The 16539-nt window shown below is 67.5% G+C and carries 18 protein-coding genes; 8 read left to right on the forward strand and 10 right to left on the reverse strand.

Annotated elements, in window-relative coordinates; all coding sequences use genetic code 11:
• Positions 1–5 precede the first annotated feature (5 nt).
• The gene (locus AC3AP7_RS28210; RefSeq protein WP_487363584.1) at positions 6–1628 is read right to left on the reverse strand and encodes a 6-hydroxynicotinate reductase; all 1623 of its coding nucleotides are present in this window, start codon (positions 1626–1628) and stop codon (positions 6–8) included.
• A 263-nt stretch (positions 1629–1891) separates the two neighbouring features.
• On the opposite strand from AC3AP7_RS28210, the gene fdxA reads away from it, so the two are divergent.
• The 3 genes from fdxA to AC3AP7_RS28225 all read left to right on the forward strand — a co-directional run bounded on the left by fdxA (position 1892) and on the right by AC3AP7_RS28225 (position 4212).
• Positions 1892–2215, forward strand: coding sequence for a ferredoxin FdxA (gene fdxA, locus AC3AP7_RS28215; protein ID WP_487363585.1), 324 nt, complete (start codon positions 1892–1894; stop codon positions 2213–2215).
• A 70-nt stretch (positions 2216–2285) separates the two neighbouring features.
• A complete protein-coding gene (locus AC3AP7_RS28220; RefSeq protein ID WP_487363586.1) occupies positions 2286–3386 on the forward strand; it encodes an NAD(P)/FAD-dependent oxidoreductase in 1101 nt (366 codons plus the stop codon).
• 154 nt (positions 3387–3540) lie between these two features.
• On the forward strand, positions 3541–4212 hold the full coding sequence (locus tag AC3AP7_RS28225; protein WP_487363587.1) for a TetR family transcriptional regulator: 672 nt from the start codon (positions 3541–3543) through the stop codon (positions 4210–4212).
• Positions 4213–4256: 44 nt separating this feature from the next.
• Here the strand turns inward: AC3AP7_RS28225 and pcaC are convergent, their stop codons facing one another.
• The 5 genes from pcaC to AC3AP7_RS28250 form a co-directional block, all read right to left on the reverse strand.
• Positions 4257–4649, reverse strand: coding sequence for a 4-carboxymuconolactone decarboxylase (gene pcaC, locus AC3AP7_RS28230; protein ID WP_487363588.1), 393 nt, complete (start codon positions 4647–4649; stop codon positions 4257–4259).
• Positions 4646–5437, reverse strand: coding sequence for a 3-oxoadipate enol-lactonase (gene pcaD, locus AC3AP7_RS28235; RefSeq protein WP_487363589.1), 792 nt, complete (start codon positions 5435–5437; stop codon positions 4646–4648). Before pcaD ends, pcaC begins: the two co-directional genes overlap by 4 nt.
• 4 nt (positions 5438–5441) lie before the next feature.
• Entirely contained in the window at positions 5442–6824 is a 1383-nt protein-coding gene (locus AC3AP7_RS28240; protein ID WP_487363590.1) for a 3-carboxy-cis,cis-muconate cycloisomerase, read from the reverse strand.
• 112 nt (positions 6825–6936) lie between these two features.
• Positions 6937–7596 (reverse strand): 3-oxoacid CoA-transferase subunit B, encoded by a 660-nt coding sequence (locus AC3AP7_RS28245; protein WP_487363591.1) that lies wholly within the window; start codon positions 7594–7596, stop codon positions 6937–6939.
• A 10-nt stretch (positions 7597–7606) separates the two neighbouring features.
• A complete protein-coding gene (locus tag AC3AP7_RS28250; RefSeq protein WP_487363592.1) occupies positions 7607–8311 on the reverse strand; it encodes a 3-oxoacid CoA-transferase subunit A in 705 nt (234 codons plus the stop codon).
• A 131-nt stretch (positions 8312–8442) separates the two neighbouring features.
• Here AC3AP7_RS28250 and AC3AP7_RS28255 point away from each other — a divergent pair, with 131 nt between their 5' ends.
• From AC3AP7_RS28255 to folE, 3 genes are all read left to right on the forward strand, one after another.
• Positions 8443–8646: a hypothetical protein gene (locus AC3AP7_RS28255; RefSeq protein WP_487363593.1), complete on the forward strand. Its 204-nt coding sequence runs from the start codon at positions 8443–8445 to the stop codon at positions 8644–8646.
• Positions 8647–8675: 29 nt separating this feature from the next.
• Positions 8676–9599, forward strand: coding sequence for a LysR family transcriptional regulator (locus AC3AP7_RS28260; protein WP_487363594.1), 924 nt, complete (start codon positions 8676–8678; stop codon positions 9597–9599).
• 100 nt (positions 9600–9699) lie between these two features.
• Positions 9700–10335 (forward strand): GTP cyclohydrolase I FolE, encoded by a 636-nt coding sequence (gene folE, locus AC3AP7_RS28265; RefSeq protein ID WP_487363595.1) that lies wholly within the window; start codon positions 9700–9702, stop codon positions 10333–10335.
• 54 nt (positions 10336–10389) lie between these two features.
• Here folE and epsC read toward each other — a convergent pair whose 3' ends face one another.
• Positions 10390–11316, reverse strand: coding sequence for a serine O-acetyltransferase EpsC (gene epsC / locus AC3AP7_RS28270; RefSeq protein WP_487363596.1), 927 nt, complete (start codon positions 11314–11316; stop codon positions 10390–10392).
• A 113-nt stretch (positions 11317–11429) separates the two neighbouring features.
• A complete protein-coding gene (locus AC3AP7_RS28275; protein WP_487363597.1) occupies positions 11430–11663 on the reverse strand; it encodes a DUF6566 family protein in 234 nt (77 codons plus the stop codon).
• A gap of 259 nt (positions 11664–11922) precedes the next feature.
• Here AC3AP7_RS28275 and AC3AP7_RS28280 point away from each other — a divergent pair, with 259 nt between their 5' ends.
• A complete protein-coding gene (locus AC3AP7_RS28280; RefSeq protein ID WP_487365045.1) occupies positions 11923–12378 on the forward strand; it encodes a DUF3005 domain-containing protein in 456 nt (151 codons plus the stop codon).
• 113 nt (positions 12379–12491) lie between these two features.
• Positions 12492–13097, forward strand: a complete 606-nt coding sequence (locus tag AC3AP7_RS28285; RefSeq protein WP_487363598.1) for a short chain dehydrogenase — start codon at positions 12492–12494, stop codon at positions 13095–13097.
• 179 nt (positions 13098–13276) lie between these two features.
• Here the strand turns inward: AC3AP7_RS28285 and araD are convergent, their stop codons facing one another.
• Both araD and AC3AP7_RS28295 read right to left on the reverse strand, forming a co-directional pair.
• Positions 13277–15016 carry an L-arabinonate dehydratase gene (gene araD, locus AC3AP7_RS28290; protein ID WP_487363599.1) on the reverse strand — a complete coding sequence of 580 codons (1740 nt, stop codon included), beginning with the start codon at positions 15014–15016 and terminating at the stop codon, positions 13277–13279.
• A 363-nt stretch (positions 15017–15379) separates the two neighbouring features.
• Positions 15380–16312: an SMP-30/gluconolactonase/LRE family protein gene (locus tag AC3AP7_RS28295; protein ID WP_487363600.1), complete on the reverse strand. Its 933-nt coding sequence runs from the start codon at positions 16310–16312 to the stop codon at positions 15380–15382.
• Positions 16313–16539 lie beyond the last annotated feature (227 nt).

Below are 16539 nucleotides of genomic sequence, written 5' to 3' on the forward strand. Positions count from 1 at the left end.
GAGCGTCATCCGAGCATCGGCGTGTCGCCGAGCGGCCAGGGGTTGTCCGGGTGACGCGTCAGCGTGCGGCGCGCGAGCGGCGCGCCTTCGCGATGCGCGGGGCCGTTCGCGAGCACGCTGTCGAGCGTGCGCACCGCGTCGAGATGGCCGCCGAGGTCACGATAGGTATCGTAAGTCATCGAGAACTCGATCGGGGCCACCAGCGCGGGGGTCGGCACCGTGCCGAACGCGCGGTCCGGCATGCGCGCGACGTCGACCATCACGGTAATGCCGCCGCCGGGCCAGACGTATGCCGGCGCGCCGCCGCAGGTCACGTTCACCTGCCGCGCCTTGATCGCGCGGGTGAGCCGCACCGGATTCTCGGTCGCGCCGGCGCGCAGACTGCCGCCCGCGCCGCCGAGAAACAGCACGGTGGCAAGCGACGGCTCGCAGTTCTCGCCGATGCGCTCGACGGTACGCCTGACCGCGTCCGGCATCCCGGCCGGACGCGGCACGAGCTGCGCATCGAGCTCGTACCACTGCGCGTGCTCGCCGGTGGTCGACACCATCAGCAGACGCAGCCCTGGGCGCGCGAACGCGGGGTCGAAGCCTTCGACGATCGACAGCGGATCGCGGATATCGGTGCCGCCCCAGCCGGTGCCCGGATTGGCGACCTGAAAATAGCGCCCCGGCGTCGACTTGCGGCCGCGGATTTTCAGGCCCGAGCCGGTCATGCCGAGGCAGCGTCCGGCCTGATGCTCGGTCAGCACACCGGTGATGTGATCGTCCACCACGACGACCTCGTCGACGTGGCCGAACCATTGCTTCGCGAAAATGCCGATCGTCGCCGAGCCGCAGCCGACGCGCATGCGCTGCTCCTCGACGCCGTCGACCACCGGCGCCGCGCCCGCGCGGATCACGAGGCTCGCGCCGCCGTCGATCGCGAGTTCGACCGCCTGTTTGTTGCCGAGCGCCAGCATCATGTCGCAGGTCACGCGCCCCTCTTTCCGGCTGCCGCCGGTCAGATGATGCACGCCGCCCAGGCTCAGCATCTGCGAGCCGTACTCGGCCGTCGTCACGTGGCCGACGATCTCGCCCGCGCAGCGCACGTTGGCCTGCTCCGGCCCGAGGAAGCGGTCCGTGTCGATTTTCACCTTGAAGCTGCAATAGCTGAAGATGCCTTCGGTGACGACCGTCACCATGTCGACGCCGTCGTGCCGCGACGACACGATGAACGGCGCCGGCTTGTAGTCCGGATAGGTCGACGACGCCCCCACGCCGGTCACGAAACACGCACCCTCGTCGTGCTCGCCTGCACCAGACCGGGGATCGCCGGATGCCGCACCAAACCAGCTCACTGCGCCGGCATCGGCGGCAGCGCCGGACTGCGCGGACACGGGCGCCGGCGACAGGAACACGACCGGGTCGACCCGGATCAGCCGCCCGTCCGCGTTCGCATACCGGTCGCACGCGCCGGTGCGGCCCGCCGAAATCTGGCACAGCACGGGGCACGCGTTGCATTCGATCTTGTTCGCCGCCATCCGCTCGCTGCGCGGCGCGGCTTTTTCGAGCACGGTCGGGCCCGGCGTCGAGGCGGTTTCTCCCTCGACGGCATCTGCACCGAAATCGACCTTCGTATGTTCAGTCATGGTGGGTTTCCCTACGACCACATCCGTCACGGTCCTGCCCGGCAGGCGAAATCACCCTCATTACAGGGCACTTTCGTGCAATCCGCATGCTATGCCATTTTGAAAAATGTTGCGGCCACTCACCTTTCGTGTAGTATTTGCTACATCAATTCTGTTGGCAATCTACTCGATCAAAAACGGCAGCGCAACGTCTTTTCCTCGCCGTTTCCGATGTTGCGGCGCGCCATCCGATGCGCCGCGCCCCGCACAGAAGGAGGGTCGCCGTGACTCATGTCGTGACTGAAGCCTGCATCCGCTGCCGCTATACCGATTGCGTCGAGGTCTGCCCGGTCGACTGCTTCCACGCGGGCCCGAACATGCTGGTGATCGACCCCGCCGAGTGCATCGACTGCGCGGTGTGCATCGCCGAGTGCCCGGTCAATGCGATCTGCGCCGAAGAAGACCTGCCGGCCGGCCAGCAGACCTTCGCTGCGCTGAACGCGGAACTGGCGGCGCGTTTTCCGGTGCTGACGAGACGCGAAGCCCCGCCGCCCGACGCCGACACCTGGAAAGACACGCGCGACAAGCTGCCTCTGCTCGAGCGCTGAGCGCTGCGCCGATGCGCGTCCGGTTCGCTGTTTTCGCTGTTCGTCCGTCAACCGCCTGCAGGAGCCCCCGATGACCGAAGTTGCCGACCGCCCCACCTCCGTCCATCACGCCGACACCGCTGCCGAACCGCCATCGCCCATCGAGACCGACGCACTGATCGTCGGTGCAGGGCCGGTCGGCCTCTTCCAGGTGTTCGAACTCGGCTTGCTGGAAATCCGCGCGCACGTCATCGATTCGCTGCCTGCCGTCGGCGGCCAGTGCGTCGAGCTGTATCCCGACAAACCGATCTACGACATTCCGGCAGTGCCGATGTGCACCGGCCAGCAGCTTGCCGACAATCTGCTCGAACAGATCGCGCCGTTCGGCGCAACGTTTCATCTCGGCCAGGAGGTGCAGTTCGTCGAGCGTCTCGCGGACCGGCGCTTTTTCGTGCGCACGAGCAAGGGGACCGAATTCGTCACGAAGACGATCTTCATCGCGGCGGGCGTCGGGTCGTTTCAGCCGCGCACGCTGAAGGTGTCCGGCATCGACCGCTTTCATGGCCGCCAGCTCTTTTATCGGGTGCGCGACCCCGAGCAGTTCCGCGACAGGGACCTCGTGATCTGCGGCGGCGGCGACTCCGCGCTCGACTGGGCGCTGAAGCTCGTCGACATCGCGCAAAGCGTCGTGCTCGTGCACCGGCGCGAGGCATTTCGCGCGGCGCCCGCGTCGGTGGCGAAAATGCATGCGCTATGCGACGCATTGCGCATGCAGTGCCTGACCGGTCAGGTGAGCGGTTTCGAGGAGCATCACGAGGCACTGCGCCGTATCAAGGTGACGGGCGGCGACGGCGTCACCCGGACGCTGGAACTCGATCACCTGCTGGTGTTTTTCGGGCTGTCGCCGCAACTGGGCCCGATCGCGCATTGGGGGCTCGATATCGAGCGCAGGCAGCTGAAGGTCGACACCGCGCGCTTCGAAACCAGCGAGCCGGGCATCTTCGCGGTCGGCGACATCAACGCCTATGCGGGCAAGAAGAAGCTGATCCTGTCGGGCTTTCACGAAGCGGCGCTGGCGGCGTTCGCGGCGGCGGAGATCGTTTTCCCCGACCGGAAAATTCCTATGCAGTACACAACAACCAGCACGAAACTGCACAAGGTATTGGGCGTCGCGTCGCCGGTGTTCGACTAGGTGCATGGGTTGACAAAGCTATGTCGGAGCGCGGCGGGGCGGTATCATCGCAGCAACCCCGCGCGCGGCGGCATGGCGTCCCGCCGCGCGCGGCGTCGCGACGCCGGGCAACCGTCATCGACCCCGCCACCCCCTGAGAGAACCGAGGCTGTCCATGAGTGCTACCGCCGTCCGCAAGCCCGGCGCCACCGGCATCCGCGCGAAACAGGCCCAGGACACGCGCGCCAAGATTCTGAAGGCCGCCATCCGCGTATTCGCGAAGCAGGGCTACGCGAGCGGCCGCGTCGAAAGCATCTCGAAGGCGGCCCGCTCGCACGACCGGATGATCTACTACTACTTCGGCAGCAAGGAGCAGTTGTTCATCGAGGTGCTGGAGACGATCTACATGCAGTTCAACGAGGCGGAGAGCCGCCTCGACCTCGACTTCGACGACCCCGCGCGCGGCCTGCAGCAGATGGTCGAATTCGTCTGGCAGTACTATCTCGATCATCCCGAGTTCGTCACGCTGCTGTCGAGCGAGAACCTGCACCAGGGCAAGCATGCGAAGAAATCGTCGAAGCTGCGCGAGATTTCCGGCTATGCGCTGTCCGTCGTGCAGAAGCTGCTCGACGCGGGGCACGCGCAAGGGGTGTTCCGGCCGGGGGTCGAGGCGCGCGACGTGTACATCATGATCGCGTCGCTCGGCTACTTCTATAACGCGAACCAGTACACGCTCGGCGCGTTTCTCGGCGAATCGCTGATGGACAAGGCCGCGCTCGCGCACTGGCGCGAAGTCATCAAGGATGCGGTGTTGCGGGCCGTGCTGGTGCACGCGCCCGCGGACTGAGCCGCCGCGCCGGGCGGCGCGCGGTATGGGCGGCGCGGTACGGGTCAGCCCGCGCGTGCGGCATCTTCCTCGCGAAAGAGCCGGTCGGCCAGATGGAACGCCGAGTTCGCCGCCGGCACGCCGCAGTAGATCGCGGTCTGCATCAGCACCTCCTCGATCTCGGCGCGCGTCACGCCGTTGTTCTTCGCGGCGCGCAGATGCAGCGCCAGTTCTTCGCTGCGGTTCAGCGCGACCATCATCGCAATCGTCAGCAGGCTGCGCGTATGGCGCGGCAGCCCCTCGCGCGTCCAGATCTCGCCCCACGCATAGCGCGTGATGAAGTTCTGAAACCCTTCGGTCAGCTCGGTGCGGTTCGCGAGCGACCGGTCCACGTGCGCATCCCCGAGCACCGCGCGGCGCACCTGCATGCCGGCTTCGTAGCGTTCGTCGTCGTTCATTGCGGCTCCGTGAGGAAGTCGGTCACGGCCTTCGTGAAAACGTGGGCCTGTTCGATGTTCGAGAGGTGCGCGGCGTCGAGTTCGACGTAGCGTGCACCCGGAATGGCCGTCGCAAGCTCGTGCCCTTGCGCCGGCGTCGCTGCGAGATCATGCGTGCCGGCAATCACGAGCACGGGCAAGCGGATGCCGGGCGTCTCGGGACGCAGGTCGGTCGCATTGATCGCATCGCAGTTGTTGGCGTAGCCTTCCTTGTCCGTATGCACGAACACGTCGCGGATAAAACCGTAGACGAGCGGCTCGCGTGCGATGAATTCGCCGGTGAACCAGCGCGCGAGCACCGCGTCGGCGAGCGCGAGCAGCCCTTCCTTGCGGGCGCGTTCCGCGCGCGGCACCCACACCTCCGGCGAGCCGATGCGCGCCGCCGTGTTGCACAGCACGGCCCGGCCGAAGCGCTGCGCGTGGCGCGCCGCGAGCGCGATGCCGGTCAGCCCGCCCATCGACAGTCCGCAGAAGTGCGCGCGATCGATCTTCAGCGCATCCATCAGACCGATCACGTCGCTGCTCAACTGGTCGATCGTGTACGGTCCTTTCGGCGCCTCCGAATGACCGTGGCCGCGCGTGTCGTAGCGCAGCACGCGAAACGTCTGCGACAGCGCGGCGACCTGCGGGGTCCACATCGACATGTCGCTGCCGAGCGAGTTCGACAGGATCAGCCACGGCGCGTGGCCGTGGCGGTCGCCGTCGATCCGGTAATGCAGTTCGATGCCGTTGACTGCGGCGTAAGGCATGGTGTTACTCCTCCGAAAGGGGACGGCCGGCCGCGCGCGCGTGGTACTGCGCGAGCACGGCATCCACAAAGGCATGCGCCTCGCCGACGTAATGCGCCGGGTCGAGCAGGCGCCGCAATTGCGCGGCGTCGAGGTGACGGGTGACCTCCGGGTCCGCGGCGAGCACGTCGAAGAGCGTCTGGCCCGACTGCACGGCGGCCTTCGACGCGTGCTCGACCCGATGATGCGCGTCGAGCCGCCCGATGCGGTCGCCGAGCGCGAGCATCACCGCCTCGCCGAGCACGAGCCCGTGCGTCGCCGCGAGGTTCGCCGCGAGGCGGCCGGTGTCGATCTCCAGTCCGCCGGCGATCTGTTCGATCTGCGCGAGCGCGCCGCCGGCAAGCCGCGCGAGGTCCGGCAGCGCGTCCCATTCGGCCTGCCAGCCGCCGAGCGCGCGCTCGTGCTCCTGCACCATGCCGGCGAGCACCGTGGCGACGAGACCCGGTGCGCGCGTGGCGGCCGTCAGCACCGCGGCGCAGCCCACCGGATTGCGCTTGTGCGGCATCGTCGACGAACCGCCCTTGCCGGCCGCGGCCGGCTCGGCGAGTTCGCCGAGTTCGGTCTGCATCGACAGCGCGATGTCGCGCGCGATCTTGCCGAGCGTGCCGATCAGCATGCCGAACCACGCGGCGCACTCGGCGATGCGGTCGCGCTGCGTATGCCACGGCAGCAGCGGTGCGGGCAGCTGGAGATCCGCCGCGAGCGCGGCCGTGACGGCGGATGCGGCATCGCGCAGGCTTGCGAGCGTACCCGCCGCGCCGCCGAACTGCAGCACCAGCACGCGCGGACGCAGCTCGGCAAGACGTGCGCGATGGCGCTGCAGCGCGTCGAGCCATTGCGCGAACTTCAGCCCGAGCGTGATCGGCAGCGCCTGCTGCAGCCACGTGCGGCCGATCATCGGCGTCGTGCGATGGGTGGCCGTCAGCGTTGCGAGCACCGCGCAGGTGGACGCGAGCTGCCGCTCCAGCAGCGCGAACGTATCGCGCAACTGCAGCACGGTGGCGGTATCGATGATGTCCTGGCTCGTCGCGCCCCAATGCACGTATTTCGATGCTTCGGCATCGTGGGCTTTCACGCGCGCGGTCAACTGCCTGACCAGCGGAATCGCGAGGTTGCCGCCGAGCGCCGCGTCGTGCGCCAGCGCGTCGGCGTCGAGTTGCGCGGCGTCGCAGGCCGCTTCGATCGCGGCCACCGCGGCGAGCGGGATCACGCCGTGCGCGGCCGACGCGCGCGCGAGCGCGGCCTCGACGTCGAGCATCTTCTGCAGCGTCGCGCGCGGCGACCAGAGGTCGTTCATGGGCACCGTGCCGCACAGGAGACCGGTCAGACGGGCGCTGGCTTCGAGCATGGCGAATTCGGCAAGACGGATGGGAAAGGGAACGGAGCGTCACGCGCGCCCCGGACAGGCGGCGCGCCGCGCGCGGCGTCGGACTCCATTGTCCGCGAACGCCGCGCGAAGGTCACGCGGCGCGTGCGGCGCGCGTGCCGTCGATCATCGGCACGCCGGTCAGCTTGTGCAGCGCGTCGAAGTCGATGTCGGAGAAAATCTCGCGCACGACGAGGCCGTCGGCGCTCACGTCGATCATTGCGAGGTCCGTGTAGATGCGGTTCACGCAGCCGACGCCGGTCACTGGATACGAGCACGCGGCGACGATCTTGCTTTCGCCCTGCTTCGTCAGGTGCTCCATCATCACGTAGACCTGCTTCGCGCCGATCGCGAGATCCATTGCGCCGCCGACCGCCGGAATCGCGTCCGGCGCGCCGGTGTGCCAGTTCGCGAGATCGCCGCTCGCCGACACCTGGAACGCGCCGAGCACGCAGAAGTCCAGATGGCCGCCGCGCATCATCGCGAACGAGTCGGCATGGTGGAAATACGCGCCGCCGGTCAGCAGCGTGACGTGCTGCTTGCCGGCATTGATCAGTTCGTCGTCTTCCGCGCCGGGTGCGGGCGCCGGGCCCATGCCGAGCAGGCCGTTCTCGCTGTGCAGGAAGATTTCCTTGTCGGCGGCAAGGTGGTTCGCCACCAGCGTCGGCACGCCGATGCCGAGGTTCACATAAGCGCCCTCAGGAATGTCCTGGGCAACGCGGCGGGCCATTTCATCGCGGGTCAGTCGTTTCATCTCGGTCTCCTCAGGCGGCGCTTGCAGCAGCCAGTTCGGCGGCGTGCACGGCTTGCGGGACCTCGATCACGCGCTGCACGAAAATGCCGGGCGTGACGATCGTCTCGGGGTCCAGCGCGCCGAGCGGCACCACCTGCGACACCTGCACGATCGCCGTCTTCGCCGCGCTTGCCATGATCGGGCCGAAGTTGCGCGCGGTCTTGCGATAGACGAGGTTGCCCCAGCGGTCGCCGCGCAGCGCCTTGATCAGCGCGAAGTCCGCGTGCAGCGGCGTTTCGAGCACGTAGTGGCGGCCGTCGATCAGGCGGGTTTCCTTGCCCTCGGCGAGCTTCGTGCCGTAGCCGGTCGGCGTGAAGAAGCCGCCGATACCCGCGCCCGCCGCGCGAATGCGCTCGGCGAGGTTGCCCTGCGGCACCAGTTCGAGCTCGATCTCGCCGGCGCGGTACAGCGCGTCGAACACATACGAATCGGTCTGGCGCGGAAACGAGCAGATGATCTTGCGCACGCGCTTCGCCTTGAGCAGCGCGGCGAGGCCGATGTCGCCGTTGCCGGCGTTGTTGTTGACGATCGTCAGGTCGCGCGCGCCCTGCTCGATCAGCGCGTCGATCAGTTCGGAGGGCATGCCGGCCGTACCGAATCCGCCGATCATGACGGTGGCGCCGTCATGCACGTCGGCGACGGCCGCCTGGAGTGACTCGAAAATCTTGTTGATCATGTCGGATTCCCTAAAAGACCCGTCGGGACACGTCGGAGCGCGCACCCCGCGCCGGACGACGCGCGGGACGGTCTCGCCGTCCTCGCCGTGGCGCGCGAACCCCAATGGCCAGCACGCGGATTGTTCGTTACATGAACACTGATTCGTTAAGCGAACGCACTGACGCATTATCGGAGGTGCGCAATCGGCTTGTCAAGGCGGGCGATCCCATGATCCGCCTTTTCGGTTCCGCCCGCAGCGAGCGCGGCGCCGCGGCCGGCGCGCCCGTCAGCGCTTTCCCCAATATCGCATCCGAAGATGGATCCGCTAGCGTGTATTCGCAATGCAGATATTGATGCCGCCCGCGATGCACGACCGGACTTGCATGACCGAACTCGATCTGAACCTGATCCCTTATCTCGTCGCCCTCGAAGAGGCGCGCAACGTGAGCCGCGCGGCCGAGCAGCTCGGCGTCAGCCAGCCGCGCGTGAGCACCGCGCTCGGACGGCTGCGCGCGTATTTCGACGACCCGCTGTTCGTGCGCACGTCGCGCGGAATGGAGCCCACGCCGCGCGCGCTCGCGCTGATTCCGTCCGCGCGCGAGGCGCTGCAGCGCATCAGACAGGGCATGCTGGACCCGCAGGACTTCGCGCCGGCCACCACCACACAGACCTTTTCGATCGCGCTCTCCGACGTCGGCGAGATCGTGTTCCTGCCACGCCTGCTGCAACTCTTCGCCGAGCGCGCGCCGCACGCGAACCTGCGTTCGGTGTCGCTGCCGCCCGCGCAGATCGAACGCGGGCTCGAAACCGGCGATGTCGATCTCGCGGTGGGCTACTTCCCGGATCTGTCGGGCAACAACTTCTTCCAGCAGCGGCTCTTCACGCACCGCTTCATCTGCCTGATGCGCAGCGGCCATCCGCTCGCCGGCGCGCCGCTCACGCTCGAGCGCTTCATCGCCTGCGGTCATGCCGTCGTGCGCGCCGAAGGGCGCAGCCAGGAGGTGCTCGAACACTATCTGCAGAAAAAACGTATCCGGCGCCGGGCGGTGCTGGAGACTTCGCACTTCATGAGCCTGCCGTTCATCCTCGCGCGCACCGACCTGATCGCGACCGTGCCGCATGCGATCGGCTTCGCCTATGTCACCGAGCATGCGTCGATCACGCTGGTCGAACCGCCGCTCGACCTGCCGCGCTTCGATCTGCGGCAGCACTGGCACCGCAAGTTTCACAACGATCCGCGCGTGAGCTGGCTGCGCGGCGCGGTGGCCGGGCTGTTCAACGACGCGCTGGACGAGTGGCCGCGCTGAAGCGCGCGCCGCACGGCCGCCACGGCGCGCGCGCAAACGTGGAACAATGACGCACGCGGCCCCGCTGCCGCGCCCCGAGCCGATCCGACAGGAGCCCAGGATGACCAGCAAGACGAGGCAGCCCCCCTCCCATGACGCCGCGGTCCGTCCCACGCGCGAAGAAGCCGAAGAGGCGGTGCGCGTGCTGCTGCGCTGGGCCGGCGACGATCCGCGCCGCGAAGGGCTCGTCGACACGCCGGCGCGGGTCGTACGCTCGTATGAGGAGTTCTTCGCGGGCTACGCGCTCGATCCGCGCGAGATCCTCGCGCGCACGTTCTCCGAGGTCGACGGCTACGACGAGATGATCGTGCTGAAGGACATCCGCTTCGAGAGCTATTGCGAACACCATATGGTGCCGATCATCGGCCGCGCGCACGTCGCGTATCTGCCGCGGCACCGCGTGGTCGGCATCTCGAAGCTCGCGCGCCTCGTCGACGCGTTCGCGAAGCGCCTGCAGATCCAGGAAAAGATGACGGTGCAGATCGCCGATACGCTGAACGAGGTGCTGCAGCCGGAAGGCGTCGGCGTGATCCTCGAAGCCGCGCACCAGTGCATGTCGACGCGCGGCGTGCACAAGGCGGGCGTGTCGATGGTCACGTCGCGCATGCTCGGCACGTTTCGCAGCGACGCGTCGACGCGCCGCGAATTCCTGTCGATCGTCGGCCACGCGAGCGCGGTCTCGGTGAGCAACACCTGAGGCGGCCGGAGCGACAGCCCGGGCTGCCGAAGCGACTGCCCAGGCGGCCCCGCGTCAGCGGGACGATTCGTCGTTGCGTCCGCCCTCGCGGATCTTGCCCTGCGACACGCTGCTGCCCGGCGGCACGCTGTGCGTGAGCCAGACGTTGCCGCCGATCACCGAGCCGCGCCCGATCGTCACACGGCCCAGAATGGTTGCGCCCGCATAGATCACGACGTCGTCCTCGACGACCGGGTGGCGCGCGTTGCCTTTCACGAGCGCGCCGTCCGCATCCGCCGCGAAGCTCTTCGCGCCGAGCGTCACCGCCTGGTAGACGCGCACGCGCTCGCCGATCACCGCGGTCTCGCCGATCACGACGCCCGTGCCGTGATCGATGAAGAAGCTCGGCCCGATCTGCGCGCCCGGGTGAATGTCGATCCCGGTCGCCGAGTGGGCGATCTCGTTGATGAAACGCGCGAGCAGCGGCACGCCGAGCCGGTGCAGCGCATGTGCGAGACGGTGGTGCGTCATCGCGAGCACACCGGGGTAGCACAGCAGGATTTCGGTGATGTGCTGCGCCGCGGGATCGCCCGCATACGCGGCCTGGATGTCGCTCACGAGCAGCGCGCGGATGCCGGCCAGTTGCGCGCCGAACGCGCGCGCGATGTCGAATGCGCGCGCGCCCAGTTCCGCGTCCGGCGTCTGCCCGTGGTCGGGCAGAAACCGCAGCGCGCGGCGAATCTGCTCCGCGAGCAGCCGCAGCGTGCTGTCGAGCGTGTGGCCGACGTAGTAGTCGACGGTCTCGTCGGTCAGGTCGGGTGCACCGTAGTGGGTCGGAAAGAGCGCCGCGCGCAGGCCGTTGACGACCTGGTTGACGGCTTCGCGCGACGGCAGCTCGCGAATGCCGCGCGGATGGCGGGTACGATGCAGTTGCTCGCGCGACGCGCGCAGATCCGCGACGATCTGCTCGAGACCCCAGTTCTCAAAAGGCGGCTTTGACATGGCGAAATGCGGCGGCCATCAGGCAGGCACGGTCCAGAGTGAAGTGTCCCCAGAGATTACCGTGTTTTGCGCGAGCCCGTCGAAGCCGCGTCGCGCGCGGCCGGCGCACCGCATCAGACCGCGATGCTGCTCGCGTCGATCCAGCGCACCGCCCAGTCGCGCGCGTGCGCGATTGCCGCGGCTTCGTCGGTGAAGCGCGCCTCGGTCGGAAAGAAGCGGTTGGCGACGAGCTCGCCGTCGCTCGAACGGGAGATCACCACGTAGGGTTGCCATGTTCCATCGCTCGCGCGCGCCGGCGCGCAGTTCAGCAAGTAGCCGCGATGTGTGAATGCAGCGTCGAAGTGCATCTGTGTCACCCGCCCTGACTGCCTCATGATGTCGTTCGGGTTGCGCCAGCGCTGCGGCCTTGCGGTCGCCGCAAGAATCCCCCCACGCTCCCGTAAGAGTAAAATCATACTCTGTCGAAAATGCGCGTTCAGCAAAATTAGTAAAAGAATGTGATTGTTGCGCGCGCGTCTCCGGCGACGTCATCCGCCTGACGCTCGCGCACGCTGGACCAGTCCTGGCGCCGGGTTCGCCCCAGTCGTCTGCGAAGGAGCACACATGATGAACAGCCTTGACACCACCCAGCCCCGCTTCGCCGGACGCACGCCGGGCGCCGGCAAACCGCGCAGCGCAGAACAGCACAACGACCGCACCCACGACAGCACCGTCGACACCGACGGCAAGAACCACGAGGCGGCGCGCCTCGCCGGTCGCAGTCCGATCGGGCCGGATGAAATTACCACCAGCAATGCAACGCTCGACAACAGCGTGCCGGAAGCGAGCGACGGCTTCGCGGGATTCGACAGCCGCGTCGGCGGCAATCATCTGTTGCTTGCGCTCGAACCGGGTTATATCGCGGTTGACAAGGGCATGGTCGAATCCGAACACGCGTATGACGTGAACGACCCGCACCGCACGCCACACGCGGCGGACCCGCGGCTCGACGACGGGCGCGCCCACCTTGCGCTCAATCATCTGCGGCCGACGCGCCTGCTCGAACTGCGGCGCATCCGCTAGCCGGAGCGCCGCACGGCGTGCCGCGACGCGCGCAAGACCGCGGCCTTTTTTGAAATGCGCGGCGAAGCGAATGCAGGACAATACAGGCCGCTTTCCCCATTCAGGAGTCGCAGATGAAAAAAATTGTCGTGATTGGCGCAACGGGCACGCTGGGCCAGGCGGTATGCACCGCGCTGCGCGAACGGCACGAGGTGATCGAAGTGGGCGCGACGCGCGGCCGCTACCAGGTGGACAGCACCGACCCCGACGCGCTCGGCAAGCTGTTCGCGCAACTCGGCAAGGTGGACGGCGTAGTGACCACCACCGGCAAGGTGCATTTCGGTCCGCTCGCGCAGACGACGCCCGCGCAGTTCTGGATCGGCCTGCGCGACAAGCTGATGGGGCAGGTCAACGTGGTGCTCGCCGCCCACCCCTACGTGAACGACGGCGGCTCGTTCACGCTGACGAGCGGCATCATCGCGGACGAGCCGATTCTCGAAGGCGCGAACGCGACCACGGTCAATCTCGCCCTCGAAGGATTCGTGCGCGGTGCGGCGATCGAGCTGCCGCGCGGCATCCGCATCAACGTCGTGAGCCCGACCGTGCTGACCGAATCGCTCGACGCCTATGCCCCGTACTTTCGCGGCTTCGAGGCCGTCGACGCGCCGCGTGCCGCGCTCGCCTATCTGCGCAGCGTCGAAGGCGCGCAAACGGGACGTGTGTACCGGGTCGGCTATTGACGGCGAGCGCAGTCAACTCACACAGGATTCCTTATTATTCCGTGCAGCCTGTCGGAATCGCGTGGAATCGATCCGATCCCGCCGTCATGAAAAAAAGGCCCGCGCACGCGCGGGCCCCACGCCACAACCAACCTGCCTGACCGGCACGCGTCGCCCGGACAGCGGCGACGCAGCCCGCCTTAGTGAATCTCCGGCTCGCCTTTGCTTTCGCCCGCGCCGTCGCGCAGCAGAAAGTCGAAGTCGCACCCCTTGTCCGCCTGCAGCACGTGCACCTGGTGCATCGCGCCATAGCCTCGCGTGAAGCGCGGCGCCGGCGCCACCCATGCCGCCTTGCGGCGCGCCAGTTCCTCGTCCGATACCAGCATGTTCAGGCGCCGCTGCGGCACGTCCAGTTCGATCAGATCGCCGTTCTGCACCAGCGCGAGCGGGCCGCCGATGAACGATTCCGGCGCCACGTGCAGCACGCATGCGCCGTAGCTCGTCCCGCTCATGCGCGCGTCCGAAATCCGCAGCATGTCCCGTACGCCCTTTTGCAGCAGCTTCTTCGGAATCGGCAACTGGCCCCACTCCGGCATGCCCGGCGCGCCGACCGGACCCGCATGCTTGAGCACGATCACGCACGTCTCGTCCACGTCCAGCGCGTCGTCGTCGATGCGCGCGGCCATGTCGTTGTAGTCCTCGAACACCACCGCGCGGCCCGTGTGCACCAGCAGGTGCGACTCCGCCGCGCCCGGCTTGATCACCGCGCCGTCCGGCGCGAGGTTGCCGCGCAGCACCGCGAGCCCGTTGTCCGGCAGCAGCGGCGTTGCGCGCCGGCGGATCACTTCGTCATTGAAGATCGTCGCGCCTTCCAGGTTCTCGCCCAGCGTACGCCCGTTCACCGTCTTCTGCGTGCGGTCGATCAGCTCGCCCAGTTCGGCGAGGAGCGCCGGCAGCCCGCCCGCGTAGTAGAAGTCTTCCATCAGATACTTGCCGGTGGGCCGGACGTTCGCCAGCACCGGCGTGCGCCGCGAAATCTCGTCATAGCGCGCGAGCGTCAGGTCGATGCCTGCGCGCCGCGCCAGCGCGATCATGTGCACGATCGCATTGGTCGAACCCGACAGCGCGAGGCACGTGGTCACCGCGTTGTCGATCGAGCCGACCGTCAGGATGTCCGACGGCTTCAGGTCTTCCCACACCATCTCGACGATCCGCATCCCCGTTTTCGCCGACATCTGCGCGTGCCGCGAATCCGGCGCGGGAATCGATGCGAAGCCCGGCAGCGTGAAGCCGAGCGCTTCGGCCGCGCTCGTCATCGTCGAAGCGGTGCCCATCGTCATGCAGTGCCCCGGCGAGCGCGCGATGCCGCCCTCCACGCCCTGCCAGTCGGCCTCGGTGATCTTGCCCGCGCGCAGGTCCGCCCAGTATTTCCACGTGTCCGAGCCGGAGCCGAGCGTCGTGCCGTTCCAGTTGCCGTTGAGCATCGGGCCGGCCGGCAGGAAGATGGTCGGCAGATCCATCGAGATCGCGCCCATCAGCAGCGCCGGCGTCGTCTTGTCGCAGCCGCCCATCAGCACGACCCCGTCAGCCGGGTACGAGCGCAGCGTCTCTTCGGCTTCCATCGCGAGGAAGTTCCGGTACAGCATGGTCGTGGGCTTCTGGAACGGCTCCGACAGCGTCTGCACCGGCAATTCGATCGGAAAGCCCCCCGCCTGCCAGATCCCCCGCTTCACTTCCTCCGCGCGCTGACGGAAGTGCGTGTGGCACGGGTTCATTTCGCTCCACGTGTTCAGGATCGCGATCACCGGCTTGCCCGCATACTCCTCGCGGCTGTACCCCATCTGCGCGGTGCGCGAGCGGTGCCCGAACGAGCGCAGGTCGTTCACGCCATACCAGCGGTGGCTGCGCAGTTCTTCAGGGGTCTTTCTCTTCTTGGTCACAACAATTCTCCAGCAACGTTCAGGCTGCGACACCTGGGGTTCAACATGCCGCATGTGCGGGCGGCCGCTCGCGGACGGGGCGCTTGTGTTCCCCGCACGCCCGGCGGGCGGCGCGCCCGCGCGTATCGTCGCGCGGCGGGGTCGCGCAGAGGGGAACACGCGATACGGTCAACCATAGCGAACACGCACCGCTGATGTCAAGCAAATTATTGCGCCGATCCGCATCTCGCAAACCACCATGAATACACAATAATTACTTCAAAAACATATATTTACGTGAAATTTTCCCGTCTGAAACCGGGTCTGCCCGCCTTGCAGGCGGCATACTTGTCATGCAACTTATAGGGCATCGCGCGCAGCGCGTCACCCGCCTTTCACGCCCTGCGTATTGACATACAGCGCATAGAGGCCGTGGCTCGCCGCCATGAAGAGCCGGTTGCGGTGCCGGCCGCCGAAGCACACGTTCGCGCAACGCTCCGGCAACGCGATATGGCCGATGGCGTCCCCCTGCGGCGCGAACACGCGCACGCCGTCGAGTTCGTCGGTGCCCATTCCCCAGCCGCACCAGAGATTGCCGTGAATGTCGACGCGCAAGCCGTCCGGGGTACCCGGCCCCGCGTCGATCAGCACCCGGTTGCCGCTGACGGTCGCGCCGTGCACGTCGAACACGCGGATCTTGCGCGGCTCGCCGCGCGACTCCACCACGTACAGCAGCGACTCGTCCGGCGAGAACGCGAGGCCGTTCGGCCCGGACACGTCGTCGATCACCCGCGTGATCGCGCCGCTCTGCCCGTCGATGCGATAGACGCACGCGGGCAACTCGGACGCCTGCTGTTCGCCTTCGTAGAAGCTGTCGATGCCGAAGGTCGGATCGCTGAACCAGATCGAGCCGTCGGACTTCACGATCACGTCGTTCGGCGAGTTGAGCCGCTTGCCGTCGTAGCGGTCGGCGAGCACGGTGATCGAACCGTCGTACTCGGTGCGCGTGACGCGCCGTGTCAGGTGCTCGCAACTCACGAGCCGCCCTTCGCGATCGCGCGTGTGGCCGTTTGCATGGTTCGACGGCTGGCGAAACGGCGTCACCGCGCCGCTCTGCTCGTCCCAGCGCAGAATCCGGTTGTTCGGAATGTCGCTCCACAGCAGATAGCGGCCGTCGCCGAACCACACCGGCCCCTCCGACCAGCGCGCCCCCTGGTACAGGCATTCGACCGACGCCGAGGCGAGGCGCAGCGCGTTGAAGCGCGGATCGAGGATACGGACGGCGGGATCGGGATAGCGGCGGCTCGGATCGGTCATGCGGAGTCCTTTTGGGTGGTGCGTGCGCGGGGGGCGCGTTGTGCGTTGTGCGTTGTGCGTTGTGCGTTGTGCGTTGTGCGTTGTGCGTTGTGCGTTGTGCGTTGTGCGTTGTGCGTTGTGCGTGCGTTGTGCGTGCGTTGCGCCTGCGTGCGTTGCGCCTGCGTGCGTTGTGCCTGTGTGCGCGCTGCCTGCATCGCCACGAATGGCGTTCACGTATTCTGCCGTGT

The sequence above is a fragment of the Paraburkholderia sp. PAMB 6770 genome (assembly GCF_057748135.1).